The sequence below is a fragment of the Psychrobacter glacincola genome (genome assembly GCF_965118485.1).
Taxonomy (GTDB): domain Bacteria; phylum Pseudomonadota; class Gammaproteobacteria; order Pseudomonadales; family Moraxellaceae; genus Psychrobacter; species Psychrobacter glacincola_D.
Map to the genome: position 1 here is coordinate 63,963 of NZ_CBCPJH010000008.1, position 26,750 is coordinate 90,712.

At 42.2% G+C, this 26,750-nt stretch carries 16 protein-coding genes; 8 read left to right on the forward strand and 8 right to left on the reverse strand.

Going from position 1 to position 26,750, the window contains the following annotated elements:
- The first annotated feature begins 101 nt into the window (after positions 1-101).
- The 6 genes from prfA (at position 102) to ACMHKH_RS04430 (ending at position 8,015) form a co-directional block, all read left to right on the forward strand.
- Positions 102-1,190 carry a peptide chain release factor 1 gene (gene prfA / locus ACMHKH_RS04405; RefSeq protein ID WP_413519450.1) on the forward strand — a complete coding sequence of 363 codons (1,089 nt, stop codon included), beginning with the start codon at positions 102-104 and terminating at the stop codon, positions 1,188-1,190.
- Between the two features lie 39 nt (positions 1,191-1,229).
- A complete protein-coding gene (locus tag ACMHKH_RS04410) occupies positions 1,230-1,703 on the forward strand; it encodes a hypothetical protein (RefSeq protein WP_413519451.1) in 474 nt (157 codons plus the stop codon).
- A 127-nt stretch (positions 1,704-1,830) separates the two neighbouring features.
- Positions 1,831-3,375, forward strand: coding sequence for a lysine--tRNA ligase (lysS, locus tag ACMHKH_RS04415; protein WP_413519452.1), 1,545 nt, complete (start codon positions 1,831-1,833; stop codon positions 3,373-3,375).
- 102 nt (positions 3,376-3,477) lie between these two features.
- Positions 3,478-4,758 (forward strand): hypothetical protein, encoded by a 1,281-nt coding sequence (locus tag ACMHKH_RS04420; RefSeq protein WP_413519453.1) that lies wholly within the window; start codon positions 3,478-3,480, stop codon positions 4,756-4,758.
- Positions 4,759-4,826: 68 nt separating this feature from the next.
- Entirely contained in the window at positions 4,827-6,881 is a 2,055-nt protein-coding gene (dnaX, locus tag ACMHKH_RS04425; RefSeq protein ID WP_413519454.1) for a DNA polymerase III subunit gamma/tau, read from the forward strand.
- Positions 6,882-7,115: 234 nt separating this feature from the next.
- The gene (locus ACMHKH_RS04430) at positions 7,116-8,015 is read left to right on the forward strand and encodes a LysR family transcriptional regulator (RefSeq protein ID WP_413519455.1); all 900 of its coding nucleotides are present in this window, start codon (positions 7,116-7,118) and stop codon (positions 8,013-8,015) included.
- 114 nt (positions 8,016-8,129) lie between these two features.
- On the opposite strand, the gene ACMHKH_RS04435 is transcribed toward ACMHKH_RS04430, so the two are convergent.
- A complete protein-coding gene (locus ACMHKH_RS04435) occupies positions 8,130-9,311 on the reverse strand; it encodes an aspartate aminotransferase family protein (RefSeq protein WP_413519456.1) in 1,182 nt (393 codons plus the stop codon).
- 63 nt (positions 9,312-9,374) lie between these two features.
- Complete coding sequence (locus ACMHKH_RS04440; RefSeq protein ID WP_413519457.1) at positions 9,375-9,572, reverse strand: DNA gyrase inhibitor YacG; 198 nt, start codon at positions 9,570-9,572, stop codon at positions 9,375-9,377.
- 200 nt (positions 9,573-9,772) lie between these two features.
- On the opposite strand from ACMHKH_RS04440, the gene ACMHKH_RS04445 reads away from it, so the two are divergent.
- Entirely contained in the window at positions 9,773-10,414 is a 642-nt protein-coding gene (locus ACMHKH_RS04445; protein WP_413519458.1) for a DUF938 domain-containing protein, read from the forward strand.
- Positions 10,415-10,597: 183 nt separating this feature from the next.
- Here ACMHKH_RS04445 and ACMHKH_RS04450 read toward each other — a convergent pair whose 3' ends face one another.
- Together ACMHKH_RS04450 and purD are read right to left on the reverse strand one after the other, a co-directional pair.
- Positions 10,598-11,992 (reverse strand): ABC1 kinase family protein, encoded by a 1,395-nt coding sequence (locus ACMHKH_RS04450; protein WP_413519459.1) that lies wholly within the window; start codon positions 11,990-11,992, stop codon positions 10,598-10,600.
- 298 nt (positions 11,993-12,290) lie between these two features.
- On the reverse strand, positions 12,291-13,625 hold the full coding sequence (gene purD, locus ACMHKH_RS04455; RefSeq protein WP_413519495.1) for a phosphoribosylamine--glycine ligase: 1,335 nt from the start codon (positions 13,623-13,625) through the stop codon (positions 12,291-12,293).
- Between the two features lie 422 nt (positions 13,626-14,047).
- Between purD and ACMHKH_RS04460 the strand changes: the two genes are divergently transcribed.
- Entirely contained in the window at positions 14,048-18,910 is a 4,863-nt protein-coding gene (locus ACMHKH_RS04460; protein WP_413519460.1) for an NAD-glutamate dehydrogenase, read from the forward strand.
- A gap of 206 nt (positions 18,911-19,116) precedes the next feature.
- On the opposite strand, the gene ACMHKH_RS04465 is transcribed toward ACMHKH_RS04460, so the two are convergent.
- The 4 genes from ACMHKH_RS04465 to cysG all read right to left on the reverse strand — a co-directional run bounded on the left by ACMHKH_RS04465 (position 19,117) and on the right by cysG (position 26,734).
- A complete protein-coding gene (locus tag ACMHKH_RS04465; RefSeq protein WP_413519461.1) occupies positions 19,117-19,371 on the reverse strand; it encodes a hypothetical protein in 255 nt (84 codons plus the stop codon).
- 55 nt (positions 19,372-19,426) lie between these two features.
- Entirely contained in the window at positions 19,427-23,338 is a 3,912-nt protein-coding gene (locus tag ACMHKH_RS04470) for an AAA family ATPase (RefSeq protein ID WP_413519462.1), read from the reverse strand.
- A 113-nt stretch (positions 23,339-23,451) separates the two neighbouring features.
- Entirely contained in the window at positions 23,452-24,981 is a 1,530-nt protein-coding gene (locus ACMHKH_RS04475) for an exonuclease SbcCD subunit D C-terminal domain-containing protein (RefSeq protein WP_413519463.1), read from the reverse strand.
- Positions 24,982-25,117: 136 nt separating this feature from the next.
- Positions 25,118-26,734, reverse strand: a complete 1,617-nt coding sequence (cysG, locus tag ACMHKH_RS04480; RefSeq protein WP_413519464.1) for a siroheme synthase CysG — start codon at positions 26,732-26,734, stop codon at positions 25,118-25,120.
- Between the last annotated feature and the right edge of the window lie 16 nt (positions 26,735-26,750).

Below are 26,750 nucleotides of genomic sequence, written 5' to 3' on the forward strand. Positions count from 1 at the left end.
TTTGTCTATATCTTGGCAAGATTACTGAGAGGTTTTAATTTAAGCGCAAAAATTTGCTATAATCACGGTCTTATTCTAATTATTCAATTAAAAGTCCTTTTATGAAAGAATCCTTACGCCTACGTTTAGACCAGATGGTAGACCGTTATGAAGAGGTTACCGCCTTATTATCAGACCCGAGTGTCATCAGTGATAATAATAAGTTCCGTGAATTGTCCGTTGAACACAGCGATTTGATGGATATCACTACTTTATGGCAGAACTATGTGCGTGCAGAAACCGATCAAGCTGATGCAGAAGTTATGCTAAAAGAAGCCTCAGATCCTGACATGAAAGAGATGATGCAAGAAGAGATTGATAATGCTCGTGATACCATCATCGAGATGGAAGAAGCGCTCAATGTCATGATGCTGCCAAAAGATCCTAATGATAAAGTGCCCGCTTTTTTGGAAATTCGAGCTGGAACAGGCGGTGATGAAGCAGCAATTTTCTCTGGTGATTTGTTCCGCATGTACCAAAAATATGCACAAACTCAAGGTTGGACGGTTGATATTTTGTCAGCCAATGAGGGTGAGCATGGCGGGTATAAAGAAATCATCACTCGGGTATCGGGTAATAGCGTTTATGGTCGGCTAAAGTTTGAATCGGGCGCTCACCGCGTACAGCGCGTGCCTGAAACCGAAAGCCAAGGTCGTGTTCATACCTCAGCCTGTACCGTGGCTGTGATGCCAGAAGTTGAAATTGACGATACGGTTGATATCAATCCTGCTGATATCAAAATGGATACTTTTCGCTCAAGTGGCGCGGGTGGTCAGCACGTTAACACCACCGATTCGGCAGTACGTTTGACACATATTCCGACTGGTACCGTGGTAGAGTGTCAACAAGAACGTAGTCAGCACAAAAACCGTGCCCATGCGATGAAGATGCTGGTTTCTAAAATCCAGCAAGCCAAAGTACAAGCGCAGGTCGATGTCGCAGACTCTATCCGTCGTGACTTGGTCGGGAGTGGTGATCGTTCAGAGCGTATCCGTACATATAATTTCCCACAAGGGCGTATGACCGACCACCGTATCAACCTGACTCTATATAAGCTTGATTCGATTATGGAAGGTGACTTGGATGAAATCCTTGATGCATTGTTACGTGAGCACCAAGCTGACTTGATGGCCAGTATTGGTGGTGCTTAATAACAGATTCATAAGCCCATAAAATAAGAGGCGTACGCTATGCATATGACAATTAAGTCAGCGCTAATAATACCGTTTAGCAAAATCGCAATGGTTATGGTTGCGATGTTGATGACGTTTTGGCTAGCTGCTTGTAGCGTTACACCCTCATCAATGCCAGTAGTGGAGCCAGAGCAGACTAGTAGCACTGTAGCAAATAATAAAAGTGACCCGCTTTCTTATCGAGACTGTGTTTATCCTCTTGCTGAGATGGTACAAGCTTGCACGAAAAAAGGTGGAGCCTTTTCGCAGCAAGGTATGCTTGGCTGTTATCAATGTGTGTTGTCTTATCCAGACGCAGGAAAAACCTGCCAAGACAGCAAAGACTGCCAAGGCAAGTGCAAAAACACCGGTGAGTTCATTGAGAATGGTGCTAAAAACCAGTCTGGCCAATGCGCTAGTGACAGCAGCGGTTTTGGCTGTTATCAAACCATTGAAAAAGGTGTGGCCCAGCCTGCTATCTGTGTCGACTGATCGTGTTGTTTGTGTTTAATACTAACCATAAATAAATTAAATATTTAGCTATCTGATTTTAAATTTTTTATTTTACCTTTATAGTTTTCGTTTATTCCATTAATTATCTAATAATTTTGAGAGTGTCATGTCAAAGCCTAATAATCATAATCAGCAAAATAATCAAGAGCAAACCCCAGAAGATGCCAATGAGCTGATTGCGCAACTTCAAGCTAAGCTTGACGATATCAAAGCATCTGGCAAACAGCCGTATCCTAACCAGTTTAAACGCACTGATTATGCCCAAGATTTGCAAACAGCTTTTGAGGGTATCTCAAAACAAGAAATTGCCGATAATGACGCTAAGGGTGAAAAAACACAGGTCAATGTCGCCGGTCGTGTCATGCTCAACCGTGGTGCGTTTATTGTTATTCAAGATATGACAGGTCGTATTCAATTATACGTGGCACGTAAAGAGCTTAGTGAAGAAACTTTAGCCACTATCAAATCGTTAGATTTGGGCGATATCGTTGGTGTATCAGGTTATATTGGTCGCTCGGGCAAAGGCGATTTGTACGTACATATTGAAGAGTTTGAATTATTAACCAAAGCTCTACGACCTATGCCAAATAAATTTCATGGCTTAGCAGATGTAGAAGCCCGTTATCGCAACCGCCATCTCGATTTGATGACCAATGAGACGACCCGTGATACCTTTGTGGTGCGGAGTCAGGTAGTCAGCAGTATCCGCAAATTTATGTTAAATGAGCGTTTTATGGAAGTTGAAACGCCCATGATGCATCCTATCCCAGGTGGTGCGGTGGCGCGTCCGTTTGTGACCCATCATAATGCGCTCGATATGCCGTTATATTTGCGTATCGCTCCTGAGCTTTATCTTAAACGTTTAGTCGTTGGGGGCTTTGAGAAAGTATTTGAGATTAATCGCAGCTTCCGTAATGAAGGGGTTTCAACCCGCCATAACCCTGAATTTACCATGATTGAGTTTTATCAGGCTTATGCAGATTATCATGATTTGATGGATTTGACTGAGCGCTTATTTAACGAATTGGCGACAGATATCTTGGGAACGACTGAGATTACTTATCAAGAAGAAGCCATCAGTCTAAAAGCGCCATTTATACGTCTGTCTATGTCTGATGCGATTGCTAAATATGCAGAAAACTTCGATATGGCTCATATCAATGATCGCGAGTATCTTGCAGAGTACGCATCGAAAACGTTAAAGCAGCAAGTAAAAGATGTCTTTGGTGTGGGTAAATTGCAGACCATTATCTTTGAAGAAACTGCTGAGCACCAATTACGTCAGCCAACCTTTATCACAGAATATCCAGCTGAAACCTCACCACTTGCACGCCGTAGCGATGACAATCCTGAGATTACTGATCGTTTCGAGCTATTTATCGGTGGTCGCGAATTGGCCAATGGTTTTAGTGAGCTCAATGATCCTGCTGATCAGGCTGAGCGTTTTCATGGCCAAGTTGCTGAAAAAGACGCTGGCGATGATGAAGCGATGCATTTTGATGAAGAGTATATCGAAGCGTTGTCTTATGGTTTGCCACCGACAGCTGGTGAAGGCATCGGTATCGATCGCTTAGTGATGCTGTTAACAGATTCTGCTAGCATTCGTGATGTAATTTTATTCCCGCACATGCGCCGCAAGCTTGAGAGCTAAAGCTTGTATACTTGCCATAAATTCCATCTGGTATTAAACTGAACATAAGAAGGCTATTTTAGCCTTTTATGGAATAGACTCATGTGGTTTTATGAGTACTCAATGGATAGGGATATTATGGATGCTCAGCAAGAATGGCCAACGATTTGGCAGCAGATGATTCAGCAGACCTTTCTGTCTTTATATGATTTGCAAAAAGACAAAATCAATGATTCTGAATATTTTCAGGGTTATGATTTTGTCTTTGAGTTTTCTAATGCTACCGTCTACCTCATTGTCAACGATGTGATGATGCAGGCAAATAGGCAAGACGTTGATAGTACTCAGGTTCGCACTTGGAGAAAAGAGGTTGTCAACCAAATTATCAAACAGCATGCGCAGCTTTACCTTAAAAATGATAGAGCAATCGCTGAGAAACATGAAACTGGTTCTGATAAAGCGGTGTATTTCATTGGCTTAACCTCACTTTCAGTGCAACATCAGGACAATCAGCAGTCAAACTCACCATCCTATGCCGTTGGTTATGAATATGGTAGTCAGTTTTTTGCTGAAGATTGTGTGTTGGATTTGGACGATGAGCAAAGCGTGTTGCAAGTATTTAGTTATCAGAACTTTACTGAGATATTAAAGCAATTAGTGACGCCCAGTGACCTGACTGCTTTTTTAGATTTTCATCGCCGTCAGTTGACTAGGTTTGCAACATTTGAAGATGAATCGACTTTGCTCGCACAATTTTTACAATCGCCAGATTTTCATCAAAGGGCTATTAAGGTGCAAGAGCAATTGGTGCATCACGAGTTGATAGAAAGAATTGAGCCGCGTTTGCTAAAAGCCGCAGAGCCTAAACAAACTGAGTTTGCGGCAGCAATAATAGTCGAGATTCAAAAGAATACTCGAATGTGGTACAAGCTTTTTAATAGTTTAATCAAAAGTTGTTATGAAGCAGGTACACCGCTACCAAAAGAGCAGGTTGATATTTTAGTCGATGAGTCTATGTACACCTATGCTTGTCTAGTAGAAAAAATACTAGATCATAGAACCATTGATCAAGAATCACGTTGGGCAGGCTATGTTCGTCACGAGCATTCTTATAATGTTTTTGGTCGCCATTATTTATTGGTGTTTTATGCACAAGATGATAACAGTCCATTAAGTGCGGACAAGGTTCGGGCATCTAACCAAGAGTTGCTGTTCGAGCTCAATACCCAAATGCAGCAGCCAGTTATGCAGGATTTATTTTTAATTGGTATAGACGTTAGGCCTTGTGAAGATAGCGTGAATACCGAAGTACATCTTGATGCCTTCCATCAGAACGGAACGCTTATGGATGTAAATACACAACGTTTGTACGAGCAACTGTCAGAGCTGAGAGCTCAGATATAACCCAGTCTTAATATAAATCGCTGATTTGATGCTTTATTTATATTTTACGACTCACATTGGCATTCATTATGACGCAGCAATATCAAGTTTTAGCCCGTAAATATCGGCCGAAAAACTTTCACGAGTTGATTGGGCAATCACATGTCTCACAGGCGCTGATTAATGCAATTGATTATAATCGTCTGCATCATGCTTATCTATTTACCGGTACGCGCGGCGTCGGAAAAACCACCATCGCCCGTATTTTATCTAAATGCTTAAACTGTGATACGGGTATTACCAGTACTCCGTGCGGTGTTTGTGATAATTGTGTGGCAATTGATCAAGGGCGTTTTATTGATCTGATTGAAATTGATGCTGCTTCTCGTACCAAAGTTGAAGATACGCGCGAGCTACTTGATAATGTGCCTTATGCTCCAAGCCAAGGTCGCTATAAAGTATACTTGATTGATGAAGTACATATGCTGTCGACCCACAGCTTTAATGCGCTCCTTAAAACCTTGGAAGAGCCGCCTGAGCATGTTAAGTTCTTATTAGCAACGACGGATCCTCAAAAGCTGCCGATTACTATTATCTCGCGCTGCTTGCAGTTTGTACTGCGTCCTTTATCGCAAAGCTTACTCAGTGAGCATCTAGCCAATGTCTTAACTCAAGAGAAAGTAGGCTATACACAGCCTGCACTTTGGCAATTGGCCAGTGCGGCAAAAGGTTCGGTACGTGATGCTTTATCGTTGACCGATCAGGCTATCGCCTTTGGTCAAGGTGCGCTTGATGATGTGACTGTCAATGCGATGCTTGGCTTGATTGATGCAGCTGACTTAGTAAGCTTAATCACAGATATCTATAATCATGATAAGCCTGCCGTCGCTGCCCATATTGAACAGATGCGCGCGCAAATGGTCGATGCTAGCAGTATGTTTGATGGACTCGCTGAGCTATTACACCAGCTGGCATTGACGCAGCTGTTGCCTGAGGTTGCTCTTAATGTAAATGAAGCACAGGCGCAGAATATCAATAAACTTGCCCAGCAGATGAGCCCTGACGTATTACAGCTTTATTATGAAATCGTGGTACAAGCGCGTGAAGGCGTTAAACTAGCTAGCACGCCGATGCAAGCACTTGAGATGTGTATTTTACGTCTCTTGGCTTTTCGTCCCTTACCAGTTGATGAGATTTTAGCGAACGTACCTGATAGTAAGATAATAGCTATAGAGCCAGCATCTTCTACGACTGAATCTAATACACCGTCATTAAAGACGGTCGAGCATACAGTATTAGGGTCCTCAGTAGTATCAGCGCCAGCTTCAGAATTAATATCAGAATTAGTACCGTCGCCACAAGAATATGATGCTGATTATCAAATTCGAAGCGAAGTCGAGTCATACAGCTCAAGCTACGATAATACTGAATTAAGTCAATATGATAATTACAGTAATAATGAAGAGTTATTAGCTCATAACATTAGCCCTGAACCTATTGTTGAGCCTGAACCTGTTGTTGAGCCTGAACCTATTGTTGAGCCTGAACCTGTTGTTGAGTCTGAACCTGTTGTTGAGTCTGAACCTGTTGTTGAGTCTGAACCTGTTGTTGAGTCTGAACCTGTTGTTGAGTCTGAACCTGTTGTTGAGTCTGAACCTGTTGTTGAGTCTGAAGTAAATGATTCTCAATTATCCACTCAGATTGATGATCCACGCACCCTTTTGCGTTGTTCACCTCAAGAGCTGGTAGGTGAGTGGACACCGGAAAAATGGGATTATTGGCTACAGACGGCACGTGAGGCTGAGCATTTGGCGCAAGATGAATTAGCGCTTGCACGTCAAGGTATGATGACTGGCAGTTGTAATGGCCAATCGGTTTTTGTCACCGCAGTAGATAGTAAGCATTTACAGGCGACATTCGAGCAGCTAGCAGCAAAGATGCTGCTAGAGTTTCCTGATGCCACTGTTAGCCTACAAATTGATAACAGTATTATGCAAGCGGATGATAAAACACCTGAACGCCGTCAACAAAAACGCTTAATCGAAGCGAAAACAGTAGCAGAGTCAAAATTGAGTAATACGCCAGTGATGCAGTATTTAATCGATCGTGGCGAAGGTAGGATGGGAAAAGTTCAGTTATATTAAACAATCATGAGTTTTATATTTTATTTTTTACAAAAACCAGACCGTTATTAAACTCATGGCACACATTATAATACCAAGGTAATTTATTTATAAGATATTGATATTGTTGTTTTTATTTATTAAAAACTTGATTTGAATGATTATGACATTCAGATTAAAAAACTGTAAAATTATTTATAATCCGCTATAATGGTTAAGTTATATTAACAACTATAAAATAGTTCGGGTGAGAATATGTTAGATAATTTACGTGGTATGGCCGTGTTTGCCAGTGTGGTCGGACACGGCTCTTTTAGTGGTTCCGCTCGTGAACTGGGTATTACTACTAGTGCTGTGAGTCAACAGATACGTTCGTTAGAAAACGAGCTCGGTGTGGTGTTATTACATCGTTCAACCCGTAAGCTAAGCCTAACAGAAGCGGGTGCAAGCTTCTATGAAGCCGCAAAAGATGTGGTAAGTGCTGCGGAACAAGGGCGTATCAAGGTTAATCAATTACGTGATGAGCTAGCCGGTAGTTTGCGTATTGCAACGACGCCAGAGCTTGGTGTGCATCATATTTTGCCTGCGCTATCGACGTGGATGTCAGCGCATGATGATCTTAGTATTACTTATTTTGCCGATAATAATTATATTGATATGATTGATGAGCGTATCGATATTGCGATACGTATGAGTCCTAATATCAATGATTCAACGTTGAGCAATCATCCCTTATCTGATGTGCGTCAAGTATTAGTGGCTTCACCGCAATATTTACGTCAGAATAAAAAAATTGAAACCCCGAAAGATTTAGCAGATCATCAGCTGATTTGTATTGATATCATGAAAGATGCCAATCAGGTTGAACTTGCTCAGACTGAGACGGGTAAAAAAACACGTATTAAAATGAATTCACGTATCCATACCAATAATGTTTTTATGGCAATGACTTTGGCAAAAGAAGGCCATGGATTGATGAGAATTATGGAAATGGATGTCAAAAAAGAACTGGAATCCGGTAATTTGGTCGAAGTTTTGACAGGCTACCAGATGCCAAGCTTTGTATTATATGCGGTTACCTTAAATCGTGAGCAGCAGCCAGCAAAAATTACACGCTGCTTGGAGGTATTAAAAAAGTATTTCCATGCTAATTAGTATTTAATTCATTTAAGTAGCATGATAGATGAATTATTAGCAGCAAGGGAAAAGCCTATAGATAATGATTATCTATAGGCTTTTTTACGTTTTAAACTTTAATTAAATCATCGTCTAAAATGAGGGTTTCAATAAATTAATCAAACGCTCAACCACTTGCGAGCTTTCATCACGGCTCATGTTAAGCGGCGGTAATAGACGAATAACATGACCGCCAGTGACGTTGATGATAAGTTTTTGCTCATCACGGGCGCGATCAACCAACTTGCTACAATCCATGTCTGTAGGCAAGGCAATCCCAATCATCATTCCGGCACCGCGGCTACTGACACCTTGCTGAGCAAAAGTATCTGTCAGACTATCACGGATAAATTGTCCCTCGGTAACAGCATTTTGCATGATGTCGCTGTTAGCTAATACCTCATATACGCTATGGACCACGCGGCTAGCTAATGGAGTGCCACCATAAGTTGAGCCGTGACTACCGGCACCGAACAAACCATTAGCGCGTCCGCGAACCATACATGCACCTACTGGAAAGCCATTACCTAAGCCTTTCGCTGTCGTTAATACATCAGGACGGGCATTACTATGCTGATAAGCAAAATACTTACCAGTACGCCCATTACCTGTTTGTACTTCATCCAGCATAAACAGCCAGTTATGCGTGTCACATACAGTTTGTATTTGCTCAAGATAACTAAAACCATTGGCGGCGGTATTCAATCCACCTTCACCTTGAATCGGCTCTACAAATACCGCGCAAATATCCTCATGGTCATGAGCGGCTTGTTCAATGGCGGCAATATCACCGAATGGTACACGGATAAAATCATCATCTAAGGTATAAAATCCTTCACGCGCTTTAGGGTTGGCAGTTGCGGATAATGATAATAAGGTACGACCATGGAAAGATTGCTCCATAACAATGACTTTTGGGCGCTTAAAACCTTGCTGATACGCGTATAGACGTGCCAATTTTAATGCAGCCTCATTTGCTTCAGCACCACTATTGGCAAAAAACACACCGTCCATTTGCGCCGCATTACATAACGCTTCACCAGCACGCTCTTGCCAATCGATACCAAATAAATTACTGGTATGAACGAGCGTTGCTGCTTGCTGTTGAATGGCGTCAGTTACTTGTGGATGACAATGCCCTAAACCACATACCGCGATACCAGTTAATGCATCTAAATAAGGCGTCTCATCTTGCGTATACAGCCAGCTTCCTGAGCCACGAGTAAAACTGATAGGTTGACGATTATAAGTGGGCATCAGATAAGTAGCAGACATGTACAGCATCCTTTAAATAAAAAAGTAATAGAAATAAAATAATAAAGTGCTTAAAGCTTGCGATTATAGCTCATCAGAAAATGGTGAGGATTCTGCAGGCAAAGTATAGTCCTCATTTGCCCAAGCGCCTAGGTCAATCAGCTTACAATGATGGCTACAAAAAGGCTTGTACTTATTATCTTGCCATGTGGTTTGTTTGCCGCATTCTGGACAAGGATAAGTTTTGGGTGAAGGGCTGGCGCTAGAAGTAGATTCAGTCATAATAAAATAGGTAAATCCTTGGTTTATCAAAAAAGTATTACTTAAAAATCATTGAGTGTCAGTCATTGCTATATTAATTTGTAGGGTTACATTATCAGTCGATAGATAATAAGTAGCGTGATATTACTATTGCATGGCATTGACTATATAATAGCATGCAGTCGAATAATGACAAATGACAAAAATTCTAAGGGTAGGGTATGAGTGACAATCTTGAGCTTTCACATCAGAAAAAACGGGCATTCCAACCGCATCAGCTCTCAGCGCCGCGTGACTTTTCCATGCCTTCAGTACTGCTCAACAGTGAATTACCGTTAGTTCTAGAAATTGGTGCCGGAAAAGGCAAGCATGCCCTTAGCTTTGCGCAGCAAAACCCTGATAAGCATTTAATTGCTATTGAGCGTACCCGCAATAAGTTTGAAGCCTTTGCAAAACTGGCAGGGCAGCAAAACTCAAGTAATTTGACACCCATTCATGCCGATGCCATCGCTTGGATCGTACATGCAATAGCACCGCGCAGTATCGATAGTATCTATATATTGTATCCCAATCCTGAGCAACATAACCCTAATCAGCAGTGGCTCAATATGCCTTTTTTTGAGTTTCTACTGTCGCGTTTGCAGGAAGGTGGGGAGATAGTACTAGCGACCAATATCGAAGCATATATGGATAACGCTGAGCAGCAAGTATGTGAAGTTTGGTGTCTACCCAATATCCGCAGTCAAATTGCAAGTAGTAGTCAGCGAACACACTTTGAGGTCAAATATCTAGCACGTCAAGAAACTTGTTGGCAGTTGAATATAAAGAAACCAGCAAGCTATCAAACCAGATTTGATGATTGAAAAGTACTAAGCTCAGACGGTAAAATAATAGCCTAAGTAAACAATAACAACTTAATAGACTTGTAACTAAATTTTACCCTATTTAAAAATATAAAATAGCCTAAGCAAAAAAATCATAAATCACGAAAAAACCGCCTAAAAAAGGCGGTCCGAAACTTTATTTAAAATTGGCCCTAAAAACGATTACAAAAATGGTTTCACCAAATTATTAGAGTCAGTACGAGCGTCAAGCACCGTTAAAAAGGTATAAGCGCCAATAAACTTCCGACTGATAAACATAAACTCTTTGGGCGGAAGGTTAAACTCAAAAGATTGCATTGCACGTGAAGCGTCGTTTGAAAGGCGAGTATGCAATTTACTATTTGCCCAAATATAACGCTGCTGTTCATCTAAACAATCAGCAGGGATATCAGGATTTAATAAAGGATCGCTAAAAGGTTCGGTGGCAAGTAGGAACAAAGAAGCAATATCTGAACGCACTTTATCGCTCATGCTGTCGAAGAAGTCATAACCGGTCATCGCCCGCATCATTGCTTGATGGTCATGATAGTATCCCGCGCGCAATAAATTATGAGCAATCGTCAACAAATTATCATCAAACTGGCGAATCGCACCAAAATCTAACAATACTAACTTATCAATCTCACTCTCATCGCTCGCGACACGAACAAGATAGTTACCAAAGTTTGGATCCGTCTGCATTTCATCCCAAACAAAAATCTCTTGTATCATGATTTCAATAGCTGCCTGACCAATAGCACTTCGGCGCTCAAGAGGTAATAATTGTAATGCATCAGAGACAACACTAATACCTGGCTCATAAGACATACATAGCAAACGTTTGGTTGAATAAGTGCGATTTATTTTCGGCACAATATATCGAGGGTCATTACTCAGGCGTTCATAAAAACGCTCAGTAGTAGAAGCTTCGGCTTCGTAGTCCACTTCATGATGGAGTAGATCGCGTATCTCTTCAAACCAAGCATCGAGTGAGCGAGTTTGAGGCACAATATTACTGACTTTCAATAAACGCTTAAACAGTGCTAAGTCAGAGTTAATCGCATCCGCCACTCCAGGATATTGAATCTTTAATACCACTTGTTCGCCAGTTGCTATGACAGTTGCTCGATGAACTTGGGCGAGGGACGCAGTACCGATAGGTACAGGATCAACTTCAAGCTCATGCAACTTATTACCCAATAACTGACGAAGATTTTGCTCTATTTTTGGCCATGCCAGTGTCGCAGTATCATCATTCAGCGTTTGCAATGCACGGGTAATCTCAGGCGGCAAGATATGCTCACCATAAATCGCTAGCATTTGACCAATTTTTACGACAGAACCTTTTAGTTTGCCAAGCTCTTCTGCCAGATAGTTTGCCTGTTCTTCCATAAAAATCTGGTTGCGTGCGGTACGTGCTTCTTTATCGAGAAACATGCCCGACACGCTATTACCTGCCCAACGACGACCGATGTTTAATGAGGTTTTAGCAATCGACAGGCGGCGATCAAACCCCGATGTTTTAATATTATCGATAGATTGCTTATTATTAGAAGACCTAGAGGTATTATTTGCCATAGATATCGTCATTTCATCGAGTTGGTATTGATTTGTGGGTGAGACACCTACAATACAAGGGAGATGTGTTATGAATGTACAGAATTGTATCATATAACGACAGCAGGTTATGCAGCTTAGCTTAGCTGTATTATTTACTTTGTAAGCTTGGATGACCAATTCAAATTATTAGGTATTTGTTATCGTAAAAGCAGCTTATCAAAAAAAACGACCTGGCATCATGCGAGGTCGTTTTTACAAAATTTGATACCGTTATCGATAACAACTTTTTATAACGATTTTGTTTTAAAGTGCCATTCTAAACATTTTCACGGGCAATAGCATGATGACCAATGTCACGGCGATAATGAGCACCATCAAAACTGATAGCTGCTGTGACAGCTAATGCTGCTTGTTGCGCTTCTGAAATGTTATCTGCTAGCGCAGTGACACACAATACGCGTCCACCGTTCGTGAGCACTTCTTTTTCAGTGCTTGGTGTATCATTATCAGAATTATTAGAGAATGCGGTGCCAGCATGGAAAACTTTTACGGTTTTATCGCCTTGGTTACCAAGAGCTGGTAAACCAGAAATCACATCATCTTTAGAAGAGGTTTCAGGATAGCCTTTTGAAGCAACGACAATACCAAGAGCAGGGCGATTATCCCATTTGGCTTCGTTCGGTAATTTACCTGCCAGCCCTTGTGCGACCAGATCAACCATCGATGATTGTAAACGCATTAAAATAGGCTGGGTTTCTGGGTCACCAAAACGGCAGTTGAATTCGATCACATAAGGGTCGCTAGCAGCATCAATCATTAATCCCGCATATAAAAATCCGGTGTAAGGGTGACCGGCAGCTTTCATTGCATCAACAACAGGCTGAATGACTTGTACTATAACTTTATCATGAACGTCTTGAGTAACGACTGGAGCAGGAGAGTAAGCACCCATGCCGCCCGTATTTGGACCAGTATCGCCTTCAAAAGCGCGTTTATGATCTTGGCTGGTTGCCATTGGTAAGATATTTTCACCATCGACCATACAGATAAAGCTGGCTTCCTCGCCTTTTAAGAACTGCTCAATCACAACACGGCTACCAGCAGCGCCAAACTTATTATCTGCCAGCATATCGTCAATGGCTTCATGAGCTTGTTCGATCGTCTCAGCGACGATAACCCCTTTACCAGCAGCAAGTCCATCAGCTTTAATAACAATAGGCGCGCCTTGCTCATCGATATAGGCTTTTGCCGCTACCGCATCGGTAAAGCCTTGATAGGCTGCCGTTGGAATGTTGTTTTGTTCCATGAACTCTTTGGCAAAAGTTTTTGAGCCCTCTAACTGAGCACAATATGCCGTCGGTCCCCAAGCTTTGATACCAGCAGCGCGGCAGGCATCGACAATACCGGTTACCAAAGGTGCTTCTGGACCAACGATGACCATATCAATAAAGTTATTCTGGCAAAACTCGATAACGGCACTATGCTCATCTGCATCAGCTCCGTCTTCCAAAATGACGTTTTGGCATTTGGATTCAAGAGCAGTGCCGGCATTACCGGGCGCGACGTAGATATTTTGTACGTTGTCGTCTTTTGCACACTGCCATGCCAATGCGTGTTCACGACCCCCTGAGCCAATCACCAAAATATTCATCATACGTCTTGCCCTTAGCATTAAAATTCATAATGAGTGAGTTAGTACTGAACCAGTAAAATACGGTTCAATATAGTGCAGTATTCTAACAAAAAAACGCTGTGATTGTCATGAGTATCCACCTGCCAGCAAGTATTAGACTACATTAGGGTGTTATTGTCTCATTAGAAAAGGTTATCGACATCTTACTGATTCATGAAATGATTTTGGACGCTTTAGCTATGCAAGCAGGTGCGTTACACTTTAGACAGCACTTTGAGTGAAAGCACGGACTTACTGAGTCGGTGTAACTTCGAAAAATTATTCGTCTATATTCGTCTAAAGGGAGTCAGACAAACCATGATTGATAATGATCATTAGTTGCAAACCGATCTACCACCACGATTAATAAGAAGCTTATAAAAAAGACAAGGACAAAGGATATGCCTAACTCTCTAAATATCGCAAAAGAGCGGATCAGCCAGATAAGCGATATTGCTACCAGTTATGTACAAGCAGACAAATCGTTGTTTGACCACTTTATTCATAGCTACTATCAACCGTTACATCAAGAAACCGCAAAAGACATCAGTAATCCTGATTTAGCAGGTATGGCGCTGCACCATTTCACGCTATTAAAAGCCTATGATGGCAGTCAGCCGCAGCTTGCTATTTTGAACCCTATTGCAGAAGAGCAGCATTTTCACAGCTCACATACTATTATCCAAATCGTCGCTTATGACAGACCTTTTTTGGTCGATACGCTGTTGATGAGTCTTGAAGAGCAAGGCATCGATGTGCATCGCACTTACCATATTATTGTTAATGTCGAACGCGATGCAAACGGGTCTATCACGCAGGTTGAAAGTGCGCAAGAAAGTGGCACCTCTCACATGTCTTTGATTCACTGTGAAATCTCTTATCAAGACAATGATGAGCTTGAAGCGTTAAAGCAGATGCTACTAGAAAAAATAGACACACTCGATGTCGTTGTTGATGACTGGCAGCAAATACGTGCCAAGCTAACCGATATAAAAGCGGAGCTTGCTACCAAACCACTGCCAGAAGTGTTTTATTCACAGCAAGAGATTCAAGCATTTTTAGATTGGGTATTAGATGATCACTTTATCTTTTTAGGTTATCGAGAATACCGCTTAGAAGATGGACACAATGATAGGCATAGGGTTGAGGTTGGCAGTACAGCCAATCAAGCCGACCGCAGCGATTTAGATTTATTTTCTATTGGAAATAGTGGTCTTGGTTTATTACGCGGTGGTAGTGAAGATCAGCTCTCAAAAAGCTTTGATGAGCTGCCAAGCAATCTAAAAAAACTGCTAACCGCGCCGCAAGTATTGATGTTATCAAAATCAAGCCGTGTATCACCTGTACATCGCCCCGTTTATATGGACTTTTTGGGTATTCATAAATTTGATGATAAAGGTAAGCTTATTGGTGAGTACCGCTTTATCGGTCTGTTTACAGCACAAGCCTATCAACTAAGCGTACAGCAAATTCCATTATTACGCGAAAAATCCAATAAAATCATGGCAATGGCAAATCTGCCACGTGATGGGCATGCATATCACAAAATGATGCACATCATTAATACCTTACCACGCGATGATTTGTTTCAAGCAAGCATTGAAGAGCTTTATCCTACAGTGTTAGGTATCAGCCAGCTACAGGATAAAAAGAGCCTGCGCTTATTTTGTCGTATTGACCATTATCAGCGTTTTGTTTCCTGCTTGGTCTACATTCCGCGCGATAAGTTCAATACCGAGCTTCGTATCAAAGTACAAAATGTTCTAAAAGAAGCGTACGGTGGCACATCTTCAGGCTTCACGACTGAGTTTAATGAATCAGAACACGCCCGCGTTCATGTGCATGTTCGTACGGTGCCAGGTCAAGTACATGAAGTAGATACCGCTGCACTCCAAGCCAAGCTATCTTCTTTGATGCAATCATGGAGTGATAATTATCAAAAAATGCTGCTGGATAATGTTGGTGAGCAGCATGCCAATGCCTTAACACGCAGATTTTTAAGTTATATACCTGCCGCTTATCAAGAGCGTTTTGATGCGCGTACCGCCGTTGAAGATACCAAGCGTTTAGCAGGTTTGAGTGATGAGCAGCCAATGATTTGGCATTTATATCAATCGACAGGTGACGCAAGCAATCAGCTGCATCTAAAACTATATGGTCGCCAGCAAGCGGTTATTTTATCCAAAGTCTTGCCGGTACTAGAGAATTTTGGGGTGTCGGTCATCTCAGCCCAGACTTATGAGTTTGATTTGCCTGAGCAGCCTATTTGGATGCAGGAATATGAGCTAGTTTTAGAGCACGTCGATACCATTGATATGCAAGTGGTTAGGTCGCAGTTTGAGGACAGCTTAAAGCAAATTTGGGCAGGGAATGTTGAGAACGATGCACTTAACGAGCTGGTGTTAATTACTAAGTTAGATACTTATGATGTGGTGGTACTACGCGCCTTATCACGCTATATGATGCAAGCAAAAGCACCATTTTCTAATGTTTATATTCAACAAACCATGGTGAAAAATAGTGATATCAGTGTCGCATTAAGCAGTTTATTTGATGCACGAATGAATCCTCTATACAGTGATGAGGAACGTGCCAGCAAAACCAGTCGCATTCAAGAGCAAATTACCACCGCATTAACCAATGTCAGTAGCTTGGATGAAGACCGTATCTTCCGCTGGTACTTAGATCTGATTAACGCCATGGTACGTACTAACTTTTATCAAATAGACGCGGATGGACAGCGTAAAGATCGTTTGTCCTTTAAGTTTTTGGCAGCGGATATCCCAAATCTGCCCAAACCTAAGCCAATGTTTGAGATTTTTGTCTACTCGCCACGCGTTGAGGCAGTGCATCTACGCGGCGGCAAAGTGGCTCGCGGCGGTCTGCGTTGGTCTGATCGTATGGAGGATTTCCGTACCGAAGTCCTTGGTCTTGTCAAAGCACAAATGGTGAAAAACGCCGTTATCGTACCAGTTGGTTCAAAAGGTGGCTTTATCGTTAAGACCAAAACCATGGCAGATGGGCGTGATGTGTTCCAAGCCGAGGGCATTGTCTGCTATCAAACCTTCCTTCGCGGTATGCTTGATGTGACTGATAATATTGTTGATGGGGTGATTGTCCCGCCAGCCAATACCGTGCGTCATGATGAAGATGACCCGTATTTGGTCGTTGCGGCTGATAAAGGCACGGCAACCTTTTCTGATATTGCCAATGCTTTGTCTGCTGAATATAATTTTTGGCTCGATGACGCTTTTGCTTCTGGTGGCTCGGTGGGTTATGACCACAAAGCGATGGGTATCACCGCACGCGGTGGCTGGGAGTCGGTCAAGCGCCACTTCCGTATGCGCGGCATGGACATTCAAAATCGAGACGACTTTACTGTGGTCGGTATTGGCGATATGAGCGGTGACGTTTTTGGTAATGGTATGCTCAGATCAACCCATACCAAGTTGGTGGCGGCTTTTAACCATATGCATATTTTTATTGACCCAAGCCCAGATACAGCAGCGTCTTTTGCCGAACGCGAGCGCTTATTCAACCTACCTCGCTCATCGTGGGAAGATTATGAGAAGTCGCTCATTAGTCAAGGCGGTGGCATCTTTTCACGTCAAGATAAGACCATTGCGCTTAGCCCTGAGATGAAAGTGCTGTTTGATATCTCTGAGGATAGCTTGGCGCCTAATGATCTTATCAGTGCCTTACTACGCTCGCCAGTAGATCTTATTTGGAATGGTGGTATCGGTACCTATGTCAAAAGTAGTGAGGAGAGCGATGCCGATGTAGGTGATCGCGCCAATGATGCCGTGCGTGTCAATGGTGGTGAATTACGCACTGCTATCGTCGGGGAAGGTGGTAACTTAGGTTTCACCCAGCGAGGTCGTATCGAATATGCGCAAACTGGTGGACGCATTTATACCGATGCGATCGATAACTCAGGCGGCGTCAACTGCTCAGATCATGAAGTCAATATCAAAATCCTACTTGGTAAAGTGGTTGAGCAAGGTGATATGACGCTCAAGCAGCGCAATGAGCTCCTTGAAAGTATGACCGATACCATTAGCGAGTTGGTGTTGCGTCAAAACTATTTGCAACCGCAAGCGCTTGAGCTGAGCCAACTCCGTGCGGCGGCAAACTTAAGTGATCATCAGCGCTTTATTCAGATGTTGGAATTAGAAGGTCGTTTAGATCGCGCAATTGAGTATCTGCCATCAGATGAAGAAATTGCCAAACGCCAAAAAGCAGGAACCGGTTTGACCAATCCTGAGCTAGCGGTCGTGATGGCTTATGGCAAAATGTGGGTCTATGATAATTTACTGCTCTCAGACTTACCTGATGCACCGTATTTCGTCAATGAATTACGCCAATATTTCCCTGATGAGCTGGCATCACGCTTCTTTGATGAGATGAAAGAACATCGTCTACATCGTGAAATTATCAGTACCTATTTGACCAATAACATTGTGAATCGTCTGGGTATCGAAGCGATATTCCGTTTACATGAAGAAACAGGACAAACGCTTGCGACTATTGCGCGTGGCTATGCGATTACGCGTGATGTTTTTCATGTCTCAAAAGCATGGGAGCTACTTGAATCACTTGATAATCAGGTGGATGCCACCTTGCTACTCGAGATTGAGTTGCGTCTACGTGCTGCACTCGAAAATGGCGTCGTCTGGTTTATCAATGCCTTTGGGCAAGATTTGCAAGTTGCCGATATGATCAATCGCTTTGAAGACAGCGTCGAGAAGCTGACTAAATCAGGTGGCTTTATTGAGCAGCAATTCTCGCAATATTTGCAAGCCGATACCACAAGCTTGATGGCAGATGATCTCTCTGCTAATGATGCTGCGATGTTTGCGATGCTGCCATACCATGTCGATGCGCTTGATGCAGCACTCTTAGCAGAGCAGTATGAACGTCCGGTTGATGAGATTGCGACTTTATACTTTGAGGCTTACCATATCTTACAGCTTGATTGGATGACGGATAATATTGCTATGTTACCGCAGCAAGATCATTGGGATCGCCGTGCCCGTCATGCGCTAACCAACGAGGTATCGCGCAGCTTACGTATGCTGATGGATATGTTATTGACTCAGCCTGACGCCATTCAAGCCTTTAATGATTGGAAGTCACGTCACGCTAGCCAGCTTACCGCCGTCACGGCAGAGATGGAAAAAATTAACAGTAATGATGATACTACTATCAGCTTATCAACATTATCTGTCTTGATGAGTGAGCTGAGTGGATTAGTGAATAAATAAATTTACTAACTATCTGTTATTTTTTATATGAAAAAACCACCGTTATCGATTAACGGTGGTTTTTTATTGTCTGACATTGAACATCAAAAACATCATTGATGCTTAGTCTAATCTTAGTAGCATATCTAAACCTAACATTTTGCCGTTTTTCTCTAACCATACTTTATCAGCGTCATCACGATAACTATCAAATTGTGGCTCTAGTATCATCTCACCTTTATCATTAATAATCCCAAACTCGCCAGCCTTTTTAAAAGTATAAAGTTGATGATATAAAAACTTTCTAATAGGCGCGTCAGAAGATAGAAGTAGCTTACCATCGCTATCGATATTTGGGCGCCAATAATATCGTCTTGGATGTCCTCGCTGATAGCACCAAAAGATAAAACAGCTAAGAGTTCGAGACTGGTAGGATTTATAGCTATTCGACTAATATTGTTGTAGTTTTCTTTATTAATCATAGCAATATACTTTTTGTTATTTGTTAATCGCTTTAACTTATGTCGTAGTAACAAATCACACTTTATCACTCACAACGCGTCGACAACCTTGACCGCTGATTTGGCTAAAACCGCCTGAGAGTTTTTCAACTTTAATTTGGGTTAGGATACGTTCTTTTAATGCCTGTACATGGGAGATAATGCCAATCAATTTTCCCTCTTGTTGCAAGCCAGTCAAGGTATCTAAAGCAATATCAAGCGACTCTTCATCAAGCGTACCGAAACCTTCATCCAAAAACAGTGAATCCACACGGATATTATGACTGGCCATTTGCGATAGTCCAAGAGCTAACGCTAAGCTGATAATAAAACCTTCACCACCGGATAGGTTTTTAGTGCTGCGAATATCACCGCCTTGATAATTATCAATGACATTAAGCTCAAGCGGATTGCTGTCATCATGAATCAGCAAATAGCGATCACTCATCTTTTGTAATTGATCGTTAGCATGATTAATCATGACTTCAAAGGTTAACCCTTGGGCAAAGGTACGATACTTTTTGCCATCCGCTGAACCAATGAGTGTATGCAGCTGCTGCCAAACTTGCAGCTTTTGTTTTTGCGCATCTATGACAATCAGTTGTTCTGCTTGTTGACCTTTTTGGCTGGCATTGTCTTTGAGCTTTTGATCAATGGCACCGATCTGCTGATTTAGTTGATCAATGTCCGTTTGTATTTGATAGTGTTGGCTTGCCAGCGTATCACGACTTTGCTCAGTCATAGGCGTCGCAAGTTTTTGCTCTAGCAGTTTCTGAGTGCTATCCAATTGCAATCTGGCCTGTTGCATAGCGTTATCAATCGCCAACTTACGTGTATGTAGTGCCTCACGCTCTTCTCTCGGCAGGCGTGCATTGATAAAAGCAGCTTCATCTACAAACTGTGACTCTACTAGTAAGTCAGTAAACTGAGTTTGCTGGGTTTCTAACGTATTAGTCACAGACTGCATTTCTGACGCTAGCTGTTGTTGTCTAACCTGTAGTTGTTCTAACGTTTGCTGAGCACTGTCTAACTGTCTTTGTGCATTTTCTCGCTTGTCTTTTGCGGCATCAACGGTGCGGCGTAATTGAGTGTCTTCATAGTCTGGGTTTTTATCCGCAAAAATATCTTTTCTACTTTTCTTTAGAGCATTAATAACATCAGTCTTATCAGTCATTAGTTGTTCTATGTTTTTGAGTGCTATGTCATCATTAGTAAGCTGTGACTTTTTGGTTTCAATCTGCGCCGTTAAGCTACTCAAGGTATTGGTTAGCTGTTGTTGGCTGATTTTTTGTTCATTATAATACTGTTTTAACTGCTTCAAGGTATTGCGCTGCTGGCGTAACCTATCGATATGACCATCATAGTCGATGCTATCGAGCACTCTTTGCTGAGCAATACTACTACTCAATTCTCTAAGTGCATGTTGAATATCTGTTTTTGTAAGCTCTCCACCTAAATATTCTTGGTATTTATCGCTAGGATATTTATCCACTAAAGAGGAAACGATATTCATCATCGGCGTTAGCTCGAAGAAATTAGCTGCTATCTTATCTTTGATACCTTCAATTTTTTGAGAGTTGAGCTTGATGTCAGTTGTCAGGCTACTTGTGGCACTAACAAGTGCTTGTTGCCGTTTATCTTCAACCTCGATAGTGCTACTTAGTTTGGAGATACTTGCCGTCAGATCATCATATTGAAGCAGGTTGGCTTTGAGGGATTGTTTTTGGTCAATAAGGCGGTGTTTGGCACTGCTCAATAAAGATAAAGAGTGGCTGATATCGTTACCAGTCATATTGATGTCATTATTTAGCTGAGTAAGCGGATTGATAATCGAGTGAACCGCTTCAGAATAATCCTTGTTCGCGTCAAACAGATCGGTTAGATAAGCCTGAATATCACTGTATAAAGCTTTAGATTGCTGCTGTAGGGGCGTCAATAGAGCTTGTTGGTTATTAAGTGTCTCTTTCTTGGTTGCATGCTCGATATGATATTTTGATAAGGACTGCTCTAGGTTTTCAATGAGTGTTGCAAGCTCAGTTATCTGCTGCTGGGCTTGTTGCGCCTGAGAAGGCTGGTTTTTATCATCGATATTAGTATCTAATAGCGGATGCTTGTTACCATAAGGATGTTCATGCGCACCGCACAGCGGACAGGGCGACCCATCTTTGAGTTCTATTATATAATCTTCAAGCTTAGCCACTTTTTGTAGTAACGTTAGATGTTCCTGCTTATCTTGTCTTTTAAGCTTGGTATTTTGAATATCTGATTGATAACTTGCAATTAAACCTTCTAAGCTTACTAACTCTTGATTCAGAGTCGGTAGCGAGAGATTAATGTTTTTGATTTGGCTGGCAAGCTCAGACAGCTGCTGTAACTTAAAACTGGCTTGCTCGATTTGCGCATTTATTTGGTCGATTTGTTCTTGCTCGCTGCGCATACTAGCAATGGACTGATTTTCAATGAGTGCTATTTGCTGCTGTTGTAGAGCGGCAATATCATCACGTTGCTGCTGTACTTGTGCTTTATCTAGGATTTGCTGCGTCGTTAACTTATCAAAATCAGCTTGTAGTTGTTTGGCTTGATTATCATGAGTCAGCTGATCAGCGGCTAAATTTGCATTATCTTGTAGCAATGCTTTTAAGCGGCTACAGCTGCTATCAAAGGTTGCCATATCTGTATCAAGGTCAATCAGCTCTTGATAGTTGCTAAAATAGCTTTCTATGCGCGTAAGCTGATCGTTAATTTGTTGTTCTGTCTGTGCGTGGCTCTGTATTTCTTGACCTAATGTCTGGGTATTGCTTACCAATAGCTCTTTACGCTGATTGTCGTCTGCTAGAGATTGTGTTTTCTGCTTTATATCCGCATCTAACTCGCGTGTTTTTGTAATGATAGGTAAGGTGGTTTGAAGATTGTCTGTTGCTTGCTTTGCTAGCTTATTGGTATCGTCTAGAACGTGAAGAGCTTGCGACAACGCTTCTTGCTGAGCAGGAATCTGACTCAGTAATCCCTGTTGTTCAATATCCAACTTCTTTACCGACTCACGACTATAGCTAAGCCCACGAAACTGGCTATCAATCTCTAATGCCTTATTGGCAATATCTAAACGCTGTGCCTCTGGAATAAAGGCTTGCTGTAGCTGCTGCGCTGATGCAAATTCGCTCTGATAGGATAAGAGGTTTTGTTGTAATTGCTGTACACTATCCAGCCATTGTAGCTGCTCGCTCAGTGTTTTAAAGGTCTGTCGCTGTATGTTTTGCTGCTGATTTAAGGTTCTTAACTCAGCTGCAAGCAGATTTTCGTCTTCAATACTTAGCAAAGATAAGCCATCAACGCCTGCCCGTAGCTTGCCAAGTACTTCTTCCTCATTACGTTTTTTTTCATGGACGTTGAGTGAGATTTTGGCATAAATAGCAGTGCCCGTTATTTTTTCTAAAATTGCCGCTCTATTGCCAATATCAGAATTCAAAAAGGCGGCAAAGCTGCCCTGGGCCAGCATAATAGAGCGGGTAAATTGATTAAAATCCATGCCTATCAACTCTTGGATATAGACGGAGGTTTTGGATTTTTTCTCTTCTAAGATATTGCCAGTTTCAACTTCACTGATTTCATGCTTAATCGGCAATAAGTTACCCTTGGATTTTTTGTGGGCACGATGTTGGTACCATGAACACTGATAGCGTTTGGCGTCAATTTCAATAATTACTTCTGCGGAACACTCTCCTGTACCTTGGGTCATTATCTCATTGGTAGAGCCAGTAATATCGCCGAGTCGTGGCGTTTGGCTATACAGCGCCAAACAAATAGCATCTAAAATAGTGGTCTTGCCAGCGCCTGTTTGTCCAGTAATGGCAAAGATACCTTCGTTTAGAAAAGCGGGATCATTAAGATCAATGTGCCATTCGCCTTTTAAGGAGTTGAGGTTTTTCAGTCTTAGTTCAATTAGGCGCATGGCATGGTCTTATTTTTATTAGGGTTAGCAGTAATAAAGATAACTATAAAAGTAATGATGAAGGTGTTGAATAGCTAGCAGTTATTATTTTCAGTTTCTATATTTAATGGCTATTATTCAGCTTGAGTATCTTCATGACGTAGGTTGTAAACGATTTGTTCATAAGCATCACGTAAGGTTAATTTTTGCTCATCAGGGACGTTATGCGCTATTAAGCAACGCTCAAATACTTCTTGCTCATTTAAATCTTGTAGCGTCTCAGAGGTCTGCTGTTTATTTAAAACTTTGTTATAGTTACGCGGATTTTTAGCTAGTAAAACTTCCACCGATAATCCTTTTACTATCTCATCAACTTTATCACGCAAATTATTGACGATATTATCGCCGGTATAAGTTACTTCTAACCAGACCATTTCCGAATGAGCGAGTTCTTTAATAGTGCTCTCAATAGTCTCCAAATCACCCGATACTTGCGCTAGTTTTTGGAATATTGGAATAGGCAGGGAGATTACCTGCATCTGACGGGCAATATCGTGGTGCAATAGCTTGGGCTTGGCGATTAAAGTGGAATGAATGCTTAGAGTAACCTCTGTTTGCTTAGGAGTTTCTGCAATATACGCTGTATTATCCTCATCACTTCCTTCTACCGACTCTACATCTGCAAACAGGTCATCCATAAAGCTTGCTGACTGCTTGATTACTTTTTTAGCGGTTTTTTCTACGGTATTAGACAGCTGATGAGAAGCGCTCTCAGGCAAGTTTTCTGCCGTTAAATGTTCATTTTCTAACGCTACCCCAAACTCTATAAGCAACACTTGTTTTTGCTGGCGAGCTTCGCCAAAACCCATGGCAATGGGTGAGCCTGAATAGCGAATGGTTTCACGCCCGCCAACGCGTTGAGGCACGTGCAAATGCCCAAGTGCGACATAATCAAAACTTTCACTGAACATATCGGCTGAGACTTTACCAAGTGAGCCAACATACAGCTCACGCACACCATCATCATCGGTGGTAGTGCCACCAGCAGCAAATAAATGCCCTGTGGCAATAATAGGAATATGACGCTTATGTGCCTTAGCTATTTCAGCTTGCTTGGCTTTGGCAATCTTTGCAACTTCATCATAGTGCGCACAGATACCAGCGATAACATTGGCGTCTTTAGTCTGACCTGACTCGCCAGCATTACTACTACGCACGTCGCGGTCACGCAGATAAGGGACAGCCGCGATAATACAATGCGGTGTACCTTCAGCATTATCTAACACCATGACTTCATCATTTAAGTCGTCACAAGCCGTACCAACGACATGGACATTTAAAAACTTAAGCACATTGCTTGGGGCATCTAAAAAAGTAGGAGAGTCATGGTTACCTGCGACGATGACAATATGTTGACAGCATGATTTTGAAACCTTACCTAAAAATTCATAATACAGCGCTTGGGCTCTATTGCTTGGGGTCATAGTGTCAAAAATATCACCAGCGACAATAAGCACATCGACTTGCTGCGCACTAATGGTGTCTTGTAGCCAGCTTAAAAAAGCTTCAAACTCATCATAACGCATGCGCCCATAAAGCCTGCGCCCCAGATGCCAGTCAGAGGTGTGAAGGATAGTAAGAGGGGTAACAGCAAATACAGACATAATGAGGCTTAATATTGAATGAAAGACAGCGATTATTCTAGCAAGGATTGGAGAAGTTTGCTTTGTTACAATCAGAAAAAAGCCCTACCAATAAATCGGTAGGGCTATAAATTAAAATGGTTTTTTAGGATTTACTCTAACCAATCACTAACTGCTCGAGACCTTCATCTTCCGTTGCCAAATTAGCAATCATAGATAGCGCATGTGCTTGCTGATTAGTGTGATTGTCTTTTGGTGTCGCCGCTGTACCGCCTCGTAGCCAATTACTACCAGTATCACTAACGTTTTGATTGTGCTGCTGATTTTGTAGGTTGTACCAAGCCAAGTCATGATGCAAACTTACGACATCACCCATGATGAGCAGTGCTGGCGTGGGAAGCTGGTTTTTTTCTTGCAACTCAACGATGTTCTCAAGCGTTCCCGTTAATACTTGCTGATTCGGCATACTGGCGTTAGAGACAATGGCAATCGGAGTCTCCGCACTACGGCCAGCGTCAATCAAACCTTCCGTCAAGCGTGGTAGCGAGTGCAATCCCATATAAAACACCACGGTTTCATCAGTATTTAGAAAGCTCTTAAAATTACTGTTGGGCGCACCAGCCTTTAAAAATCCTGTTACGAAACGTACTGACTGCGAATGATCACGATGGGTAAGGGGAATACCGGCATAGCTGGCAGCGGCATTAGCAGCGGTAATACCGGGGACCACTTGATAAGGAATACCGTGCGCACGTAAGCTTTCAATCTCTTCACCGCCGCGACCAAAGATAAATGGATCACCGCCTTTTAGACGCACTACGCGGCTACCTTCTTTGGCACTATTAACCAGTAGTTCATTAATACCCAGTTGCGCAACGGCATGGTTGCTACGCTTTTTACCGACGAAAACCTTATCAGCATCTCGGCGGCATAAGTCCAATACTTGCGGTGATACCAGCGCATCATAATAGACGATATCGGCTTGTTGCATCAAACGCAGCGCCTTAAATGTGAGCAGCTCAGGGTCGCCAGGACCAGCACCGACGATATAGACTTCACCTATCTCATTTTTTCCGGTTTGGGATTTTGTAGCTGTATCATTCACAATATTTTTTCCACTGATAACAGCTGCTGTGTTATCTAAATCAGCTTGTAATTGTGCCACAGCTTCCTTTTCATTGCCTGCAAACATGAGCTGACTGACAGGGCCTTCAAATGCCTTTTCCCAAAACTGCCGACGTCCGGTAAGCGTTGGGATTTTGGCTTTTACCTCACCACGAAAATCGCCAGCAAGCTTGGCTAATTTACCATAGCCTTGTGGAATCAAGGTCTCTAACCGTGCCCGCAATAGACGTGCTAATACTGGCGCTTTGCCGTTTGATGAAATGCCAATGACGATAGGATTACGATCAACAATCGCAGGGAAGATGAAATCACATAAATGTGGCGTATCGACGACGTTTACGGGGATATTTAGCTCGGTGGCATCGGCATGAATTTTATGATTCAGCGCTTCATCATCCGTTCCAGCGATAATGACGCGTGCGCCTGTCATATAAGTTTTATTATAATTTTCATAAATGAGTTGGTGCTTGGCATCTGTTTTATTATTGGTGAGTAGTGCTTGTAGCTCAGCGCAGATAGCAGGAGCAAGGATAGTGATGCACGCGCCAGCACGGCTCAGCAAGTCAGCTTTACGTAGCGCCACATCGCCGCCGCCAACGATAAGCACTTTGCGACCTTCTAATTTAAAAAATAGCGGAAAGGTATTCATAGTATTACCAGTGATT

Bases quoted from the DNA above. Each gene is read 5' to 3' on its own strand.
- prfA (WP_413519450.1), top strand. From the start codon at position 102: ATGAAAGAATCCTTACGCCTACGTTTAGACCAGATGGTAGACCGTTAT.
- ACMHKH_RS04410 (WP_413519451.1), top strand. From the start codon at position 1,230: ATGCATATGACAATTAAGTCAGCGCTAATAATACCGTTTAGCAAAATC.
- lysS (WP_413519452.1), top strand. From the start codon at position 1,831: ATGTCAAAGCCTAATAATCATAATCAGCAAAATAATCAAGAGCAAACC.
- ACMHKH_RS04420 (WP_413519453.1), top strand. From the start codon at position 3,478: ATGGATAGGGATATTATGGATGCTCAGCAAGAATGGCCAACGATTTGG.
- dnaX (WP_413519454.1), top strand. From the start codon at position 4,827: ATGACGCAGCAATATCAAGTTTTAGCCCGTAAATATCGGCCGAAAAAC.
- ACMHKH_RS04430 (WP_413519455.1), top strand. From the start codon at position 7,116: ATGTTAGATAATTTACGTGGTATGGCCGTGTTTGCCAGTGTGGTCGGA.
- ACMHKH_RS04435 (WP_413519456.1), bottom strand. From the start codon at position 9,311: ATGTCTGCTACTTATCTGATGCCCACTTATAATCGTCAACCTATCAGT.
- ACMHKH_RS04440 (WP_413519457.1), bottom strand. From the start codon at position 9,572: ATGACTGAATCTACTTCTAGCGCCAGCCCTTCACCCAAAACTTATCCT.
- ACMHKH_RS04445 (WP_413519458.1), top strand. From the start codon at position 9,773: ATGAGTGACAATCTTGAGCTTTCACATCAGAAAAAACGGGCATTCCAA.
- ACMHKH_RS04450 (WP_413519459.1), bottom strand. From the start codon at position 11,992: ATGGCAAATAATACCTCTAGGTCTTCTAATAATAAGCAATCTATCGAT.
- purD (WP_413519495.1), bottom strand. From the start codon at position 13,625: ATGAATATTTTGGTGATTGGCTCAGGGGGTCGTGAACACGCATTGGCA.
- ACMHKH_RS04460 (WP_413519460.1), top strand. From the start codon at position 14,048: ATGCCTAACTCTCTAAATATCGCAAAAGAGCGGATCAGCCAGATAAGC.
- ACMHKH_RS04465 (WP_413519461.1), bottom strand. From the start codon at position 19,371: ATGATTAATAAAGAAAACTACAACAATATTAGTCGAATAGCTATAAAT.
- ACMHKH_RS04470 (WP_413519462.1), bottom strand. From the start codon at position 23,338: ATGCGCCTAATTGAACTAAGACTGAAAAACCTCAACTCCTTAAAAGGC.
- ACMHKH_RS04475 (WP_413519463.1), bottom strand. From the start codon at position 24,981: ATGTCTGTATTTGCTGTTACCCCTCTTACTATCCTTCACACCTCTGAC.
- cysG (WP_413519464.1), bottom strand. From the start codon at position 26,734: ATGAATACCTTTCCGCTATTTTTTAAATTAGAAGGTCGCAAAGTGCTT.